The sequence below is a fragment of the Prevotella fusca JCM 17724 genome, from assembly GCF_001262015.1.
Taxonomy (GTDB): domain Bacteria; phylum Bacteroidota; class Bacteroidia; order Bacteroidales; family Bacteroidaceae; genus Prevotella; species Prevotella fusca.
Genome location: NZ_CP012075.1, coordinates 1,336,115 through 1,342,500, shown reverse-complemented (window position 1 = coordinate 1,342,500; position 6,386 = coordinate 1,336,115). Strand labels below are relative to the sequence as shown.

Sequence of the window (6,386 nt, the reverse complement as noted above, 5' to 3'; positions counted from 1 at the left end):
TCAAAGTACGACAGCGTGGTCCTACAACCCCTGATGCGCGTCGCCACGCAGCAGGTTTGGGCTCTTCCCCGTTCGCTCGCCACTACTGGGGGAATCATTCTTTATTTTCTCTTCCTGGAGGTACTAAGATGTTTCAGTTCCCTCCGTTCGCCTCACCGCAGATGCAGTGATGACAGGTCTTCAGCCTGCCGGGTTGTCCCATTCGGAAATCTCCGGATCAAAGGTCATTTGCACCTACCCGGAGCTTATCGCAGCTTATCACGTCCTTCATCGCCTCCGTGAGCCAAGGCATCCGCCATGCGCCCTTTCTTACTTTCTTCGCCTTCCCTGCGAATGACCGCAGGGAATGTAGCTCATACTTTCAGCTGTTGTGTGATTCTAATCTTGAAGTTAAACTTCTTTAGAATTCCGATCCTTCATGAACATGAAGAATCAGTTCTACATACAGTCTTGCTTGTGTCAATATGTCAAAGATCCTGTGCCGGACGACGGAGATGTATCCGTGCCAGCGTGGTGGAGAATAACGGATTCGAACCGTTGACCCCCTGCTTGCAAAGCAGGTGCTCTAGCCAACTGAGCTAATCCCCCAGGGAATAGAGAAGTGGTCCCGGGCATTACTGCCCGAATCACATTGGCTTAGCGCCGATGTGTAGTCCCAGGCAGACTTGAACTGCCGACCTCCACATTATCAGTGTGGCGCTCTAACCAACTGAGCTATAGGACTGAGTTGGAAGAAAGCATTGCGGCTTTTCATACCAGACTTCCTTTCTCTTATTCGTAAAACAGTGCAAGCAGATACAAGAAGAAGAGACGAACCAAGGTCATTCCGTTGAACTGCCGGAATAGATCCGGCAAATGACATAGGAAAGGCATCCTCTCCAGAAAGGAGGTGTTCCAGCCGCACCTTCCGGTACGGCTACCTTGTTACGACTTAGCCCCAATCACCAGTTTTGCCCTAGGCCGATCCTTCCGGTCACGGACTTCAGGCACCCCCGGCTTTCATGGCTTGACGGGCGGTGTGTACAAGGCCCGGGAACGTATTCACCGCGCCATGGCTGATGCGCGATTACTAGCGAATCCAGCTTCGTGGGGTCGGGTTGCAGACCCCAGTCCGAACTGGGACCGGCTTTCAAGATTGGATGCAACTTGCGTTGCACCGTCCCTCTGTACCGGCCATTGTAACACGTGTGTAGCCCCGGACGTAAGGGCCGTGCTGATTTGACGTCATCCCCACCTTCCTCACACCTTACGGTGGCAGTGTCTCCAGAGTGCCCAGCACTACCTGATGGCAACTGAAGAGAGGGGTTGCGCTCGTTATGGCACTTAAGCCGACACCTCACGGCACGAGCTGACGACAACCATGCAGCACCTTCACAGGAGTCCCGAAGGACCTCAACATCTCTGTATCGTTCTCCTGCAATTCAAGCCCGGGTAAGGTTCCTCGCGTATCATCGAATTAAACCACATGTTCCTCCGCTTGTGCGGGCCCCCGTCAATTCCTTTGAGTTTCACCGTTGCCGGCGTACTCCCCAGGTGGGATGCTTAATGCTTTCGCTTAGCCGCTGATACCAGGTACCAACAGCGGGCATCCATCGTTTACCGTGCGGACTACCAGGGTATCTAATCCTGTTCGATACCCGCACCTTCGAGCTTAAGCGTCAGTTGCGCTCCCGTCAGCTGCCTTCGCAATCGGAGTTCTTCGTCATATCTAAGCATTTCACCGCTACACGACGAATTCCGCCAACGTTGTGCGTACTCAAGGGAACCAGTATGCGCTGCAAGTCAGACGTTGAGCGTCTACATTTCACAACACACTTAATCCCCGGCCTACGCTCCCTTTAAACCCAATAAATCCGGATAACGCCCGGACCTTCCGTATTACCGCGGCTGCTGGCACGGAATTAGCCGGTCCTTATTCGTACGGTACCTGCAAGGGCGGACACGTCCGCCGTTTTATCCCCGTACAAAAGCAGTTTACAACCCATAGGGCCGTCGTCCTGCACGCTACTTGGCTGGTTCAGGCTTGCGCCCATTGACCAATATTCCTCACTGCTGCCTCCCGTAGGAGTTTGGACCGTGTCTCAGTTCCAATGTGGGGGACCTTCCTCTCAGAACCCCTACTGATCGTAGCCTTGGTGGGCCGTTACCCCGCCAACAAGCTAATCAGACGCATCCCCATCCATGACCGATGAATCTTTACTTCACATATGATGCCGTCAGTGAAGGCCATGGGGTATTAGTCTGCCTTTCGGCAGGTTATCCCCCGGTCATGGGAAGGTTGGATACGCGTTACTCACCCGTGCGCCGGTCGACGTCCGAAGAGTGCAAGCACTCAACGCCGTTTCCCCTCGACTTGCATGTGTTAAGCCTGTAGCTAGCGTTCATCCTGAGCCAGGATCAAACTCTCCATTGTAAAATATGTCTTGGTGACAGATGACGGGTGGCGGGTGGTAACGAATACCACGCTGCTCCCGGCACTTCACCGAGTAATCCCTGTCCAGAACGCCTATCCTGAAATATCAAGCTCAAAGAACCACCTTGTGTTCAAAAGTAATGAGGAAAGGGGAAACCCCAGACCCCAGTACCGAATTGAACGGTTCGTTTCTTTTACCCGTCTGAGATGATAATGAATATCACACCAGACGCTTCTTGTACTACTTCTCTGTCTATGTAAATCTTTTCAAAGAACTCTTTTCCTTAGTTGCCTCACTCTTGCCAGCCAGACGGCTTGTTTCGTAAAGCGAGTGCAAAGGTATAGAGAAAATCCGTTACCTCCAAATGTTTTCAAGAAAAAGTTTTAAGAAAAAACGATTTTTCTTCGTTAGAGAGCAACTAAACAGCCTTACACCTTATATAATTAATAGGGATACCAAGGCGGCGTTGTCACGCCGAACCGGCATGGCTAAGTGTGCTGGCGTGGGCTATAAAAGATGTTTTAAGTGTAGGCAACACATACCTAACCCTATAAAATCCTTGCCCATTAGCAGCATATCTATTGTTTCTATGCGTATATTATCCCAATCGACACATTAAAAACTTATAAAAATACCAGCCATACGGAATAATTCCGTAACTTTGTCACCAGCAGTTATTGTTTGTAAATATCTGTAGTCCAACACTATAAAAGTACAACATTCCTGCAGATTACCAAGCATAAGGCGCACATAAATTCATAAACATCACATTTACCATATACAGGGAACTACAAATCCATTTGAAGTGAATACACCTACAATTACACACGCTTATGGGAAAAACGACCCCACGCAATAAAAAACAAACCTCTATCCATTGGCAACACACGGCAGCTATCCGTAAAAGAAACGGGCAGGGAGACATAAATGCCACATGCGACGGAGCAGAATACCAAGACCATTCACACAAGAAAACAGCGAAATCATCAGAGACTCCTATGTAAGAAGTTCTAATAAAAAGTTACTAATTATGAGAAAAAACAAGACAAATAAAAAGGGCGATTTCAGCCGATTAGACATCGTAGAGATTATTAGCCAGAAAGATGATTTCAACAGACTCAAATCTTTCCTGGAGGGAAATGGCGGTCTGGACGCAGTAGATGAATATGGACGCACCGGACTTGTAAATTGTATTATTACCTTCAATAACCCTTTAGAAGCCTGCCCCTTTGCCAACGAATATGCGAAGCAATTAATCGAATCAGGCGCTGACATCAACAAAACCGACACAGGTGGACATGCTGCACTCCATCACTGCATCCTGTCAAAGAACCACGAGATGTTCGATTATCTGTTATCACGCCCCAACACCAATCTTCATGTAGAGCCCGGTCTGCTTGGATACGCTCTGTCACATGACATAGACTACACTCCGAATATCATCAAGCTCCTTGACCTGGGTTTAGACCCATTCAAGAAGGGAAACCTTTTCTCCACATACCAGGTTCTTGTCGGCATTGACAACGGTACTGTCAAGATAGGAAATCAGACTAAGAATGTAAAGCCGATATTAGCACATATAAAACAGCTGTATGGCGACAGGACGCAGTAAGCCCATACCTGCCTTTAACGAACATGATTCTACAGAGGATTGTTTACACCCCATTACCAATCTGACTATGTCGCCACGACGCCCTGACAAGCAATTTGGAACTTCCCAGTTTCATATATCCCCGTATAAGGGGGCACATCAACAAATTGATGGATAACAGCAGGGGTGCTCTTGAATGATTACCAATCCTTGCCTGTAAAGAAGGACGAGCTTTCTCGTTGCTTCAAGATTCTTTTATGTTTATCTACAGGGTTCTTTAAGATTCTAACTCGAAATACCATTCCAGGAAAGCATTAAAATCTTTCCATTGAGACTGCAACCTTCCACACTGAAAATCAATTAACTTCTGCCCAAGCTCCAGTTCCAGAACTTCTCCAGTCAGCCGATTATAGAAGAAACCTCCCTCTCCCTCAAAACTGTCAAGAGGGATATACTCTTCGGGCAAATTTAAAACAGAGTGCATACGCTCTACCTGATCAGAATATGTAGAATTGATTGCGAACCAACAGACATTATATATCTCACTATACTTTCCTGAAAACGTTATAGCATTTGTGTAAAGATTGAATTCAGCAAAAGCGGAATCTAATCTTATCCCCAAATCCGACATCACTTGCTCATAAGCCTCGTCTCTGGTCTCATCAAAGACTCCAGCATCGACCAAATATTTTCTTACTTTATTTGACAACATACATTTTTTCGTTAATCCTAAAACAGGTTCTTAGGGAAATTCAACCGTTAATGCCTGTTGATGGCATCAATAATATTAGAAATCTTCTCATTTTCGTTCTGTTTTATGGGTTACATCTTCTATGGTTTGTAATGCCCGACAGATTATGCCAAGTGGCAACAACAGGGAATCCACCCTTTCCATGAGCACCAACATAAAAGTGGAATGAACACCACTTGCCAGTATTCATTCCACTTATTCAGAAACAACGGATGTTGTTTTTACTTTTCCTGTGCGTACTGGCTCTCCCAGTTAGCCTCTTCAGGTTCCTCACCCTTGCGACCCTCCAGCTGAATGACGAAGCTCTTTGCCGGGAAGTATGGGGTGATGTGAATATCAAGCAGGACACGATCCTTCTGCTTTGGATCCTGCTCAATCCTGATAACCCGGAACTTCTCGATCAGACGTGTCGGTCCCTGTATGCTGTCAAGGAACTTCACAATCTGGCTTCTCAAGTCAGCTTCTGTACGGGTTGTCCAGTTCTCGAAAGCACGACGGTTCAGGAAGTCGAAAAGAACCTTTGAGATATAGTCGAACACACGAACGACAGAATAAGTCTGGAGTCCGAGGTTATCACCATTGAAGAGCGTCTTGGCAGAGAATGCCATTACCTTACTGTATTCGTTTACCATAGGCACAAGTCCCATGCGTTCCAGCTCGGAAATCTCACTCTTCTTCAAGTCGAAATGTACATTCTCAACATCATTAAGACCACCGAACTTCTTACCGGCAACAACCTGTGACATCAATGTGCTGTAAATCTTTCCAGCGAGGGCAGAAGAACCCGGTACATAAAGGTTTTCCTCTTCTCCCACCTGTGCCACCTTCTGACGGCCCAGAAGCCAGTTACAGGTCATGATGATGTTAGACTTGTAAACATCGCCACCCGAATGGTCAGCATTAAAGAAGATGTCAACCACATCATCCGGTGTCTCCAGGTCCTGGAAGTCGGTCAGCAGCATCACCTTATTGCTGTGTGCAATCTTGCCCCACTTGTCCAGAACTGCGTTTGAGCCCAGATAACCTGGGATAACAAGCAGAGAATAGTTGCGACGAAGGTCCAGACGGTCAAAGTTATGTTTCAGCTCATTGCTGATGTAATCAATGAACAGCGGGTTGTCCAAGTCGGTCAACTGATCCATTTCCGCATTGACGATGGTTACGTTCTTAACCTTCTGGCTCTCCGTATTACGATAGAACAACGCTACAGAACGATAAGAAGTCTCCAACTCATGCGTGCGGGCAAGTACCTTACTAAGGTTCTTGTTGAGCAGATCCTCAACGTGCAGAGCTCTTTCCTTTGCCTTATCCCTCATCTGTTCAGCAGACTGACCAGACTTCAACAGGTCAATCCATACGCCAAGACGATTGGCAAGCACCTTACGTTCGTTCTCCCACTGAGCGTCAGAAAGGAAAATATTACGGCGTGCCTTGCGGGCTGGGTTCAGATTAGAAAAGCCATCAATAATATTCTCTAAGAATGTAAAGCCACCATATTCCTTCAGCTTGTCTAACGCACTTGCAGCTGAAGCACTACTTTGTTGCGCAACGGTACTTTTACTTACTACAGGAGCCTGCTGTTCCTTAACCTTTACTTTATTATTGTCCATGTTCTAATTCGTTTTGATCT

General features: G+C 47.2%; 3 protein-coding genes, 2 tRNA genes and 2 rRNA genes (1 of these 7 cut by a window edge). 1 reads left to right on the top strand and 6 read right to left on the bottom strand.

Annotated features, from left to right (window positions below):
- The 4 genes from ADJ77_RS12780 to ADJ77_RS12765 all read right to left on the bottom strand — a co-directional run.
- Positions 1 to 319 (bottom strand): 23S ribosomal RNA (locus ADJ77_RS12780) (it extends 2,583 nt beyond the left edge of the window).
- A 192-nt stretch (positions 320 to 511) separates the two neighbouring features.
- Positions 512 to 588 (bottom strand) — tRNA-Ala (locus ADJ77_RS12775).
- 62 nt (positions 589 to 650) lie between these two features.
- Positions 651 to 724, bottom strand: a tRNA-Ile gene (locus ADJ77_RS12770).
- Positions 725 to 882: 158 nt separating this feature from the next.
- Positions 883 to 2,413, bottom strand: a 16S ribosomal RNA gene (locus ADJ77_RS12765).
- Together the 16S and 23S rRNA genes with 2 tRNA genes alongside form the textbook arrangement of a ribosomal RNA operon.
- 1,031 nt (positions 2,414 to 3,444) lie before the next feature.
- Between ADJ77_RS12765 and ADJ77_RS12760 the strand changes: the two genes are divergently transcribed.
- Positions 3,445 to 4,026 (top strand): ankyrin repeat domain-containing protein, encoded by a 582-nt coding sequence (locus tag ADJ77_RS12760; RefSeq protein WP_025078990.1) that lies wholly within the window; start codon positions 3,445 to 3,447, stop codon positions 4,024 to 4,026.
- 256 nt (positions 4,027 to 4,282) lie between these two features.
- Here the strand turns inward: ADJ77_RS12760 and ADJ77_RS12755 are convergent, their stop codons facing one another.
- Together ADJ77_RS12755 and ADJ77_RS12750 are read right to left on the bottom strand one after the other, a co-directional pair.
- On the bottom strand, positions 4,283 to 4,717 hold the full coding sequence (locus tag ADJ77_RS12755) for a hypothetical protein (protein ID WP_025078991.1): 435 nt from the start codon (positions 4,715 to 4,717) through the stop codon (positions 4,283 to 4,285).
- Between the two features lie 260 nt (positions 4,718 to 4,977).
- Positions 4,978 to 6,366 (bottom strand): DUF5458 family protein, encoded by a 1,389-nt coding sequence (locus tag ADJ77_RS12750; RefSeq protein WP_050696499.1) that lies wholly within the window; start codon positions 6,364 to 6,366, stop codon positions 4,978 to 4,980.
- Between the last annotated feature and the right edge of the window lie 20 nt (positions 6,367 to 6,386).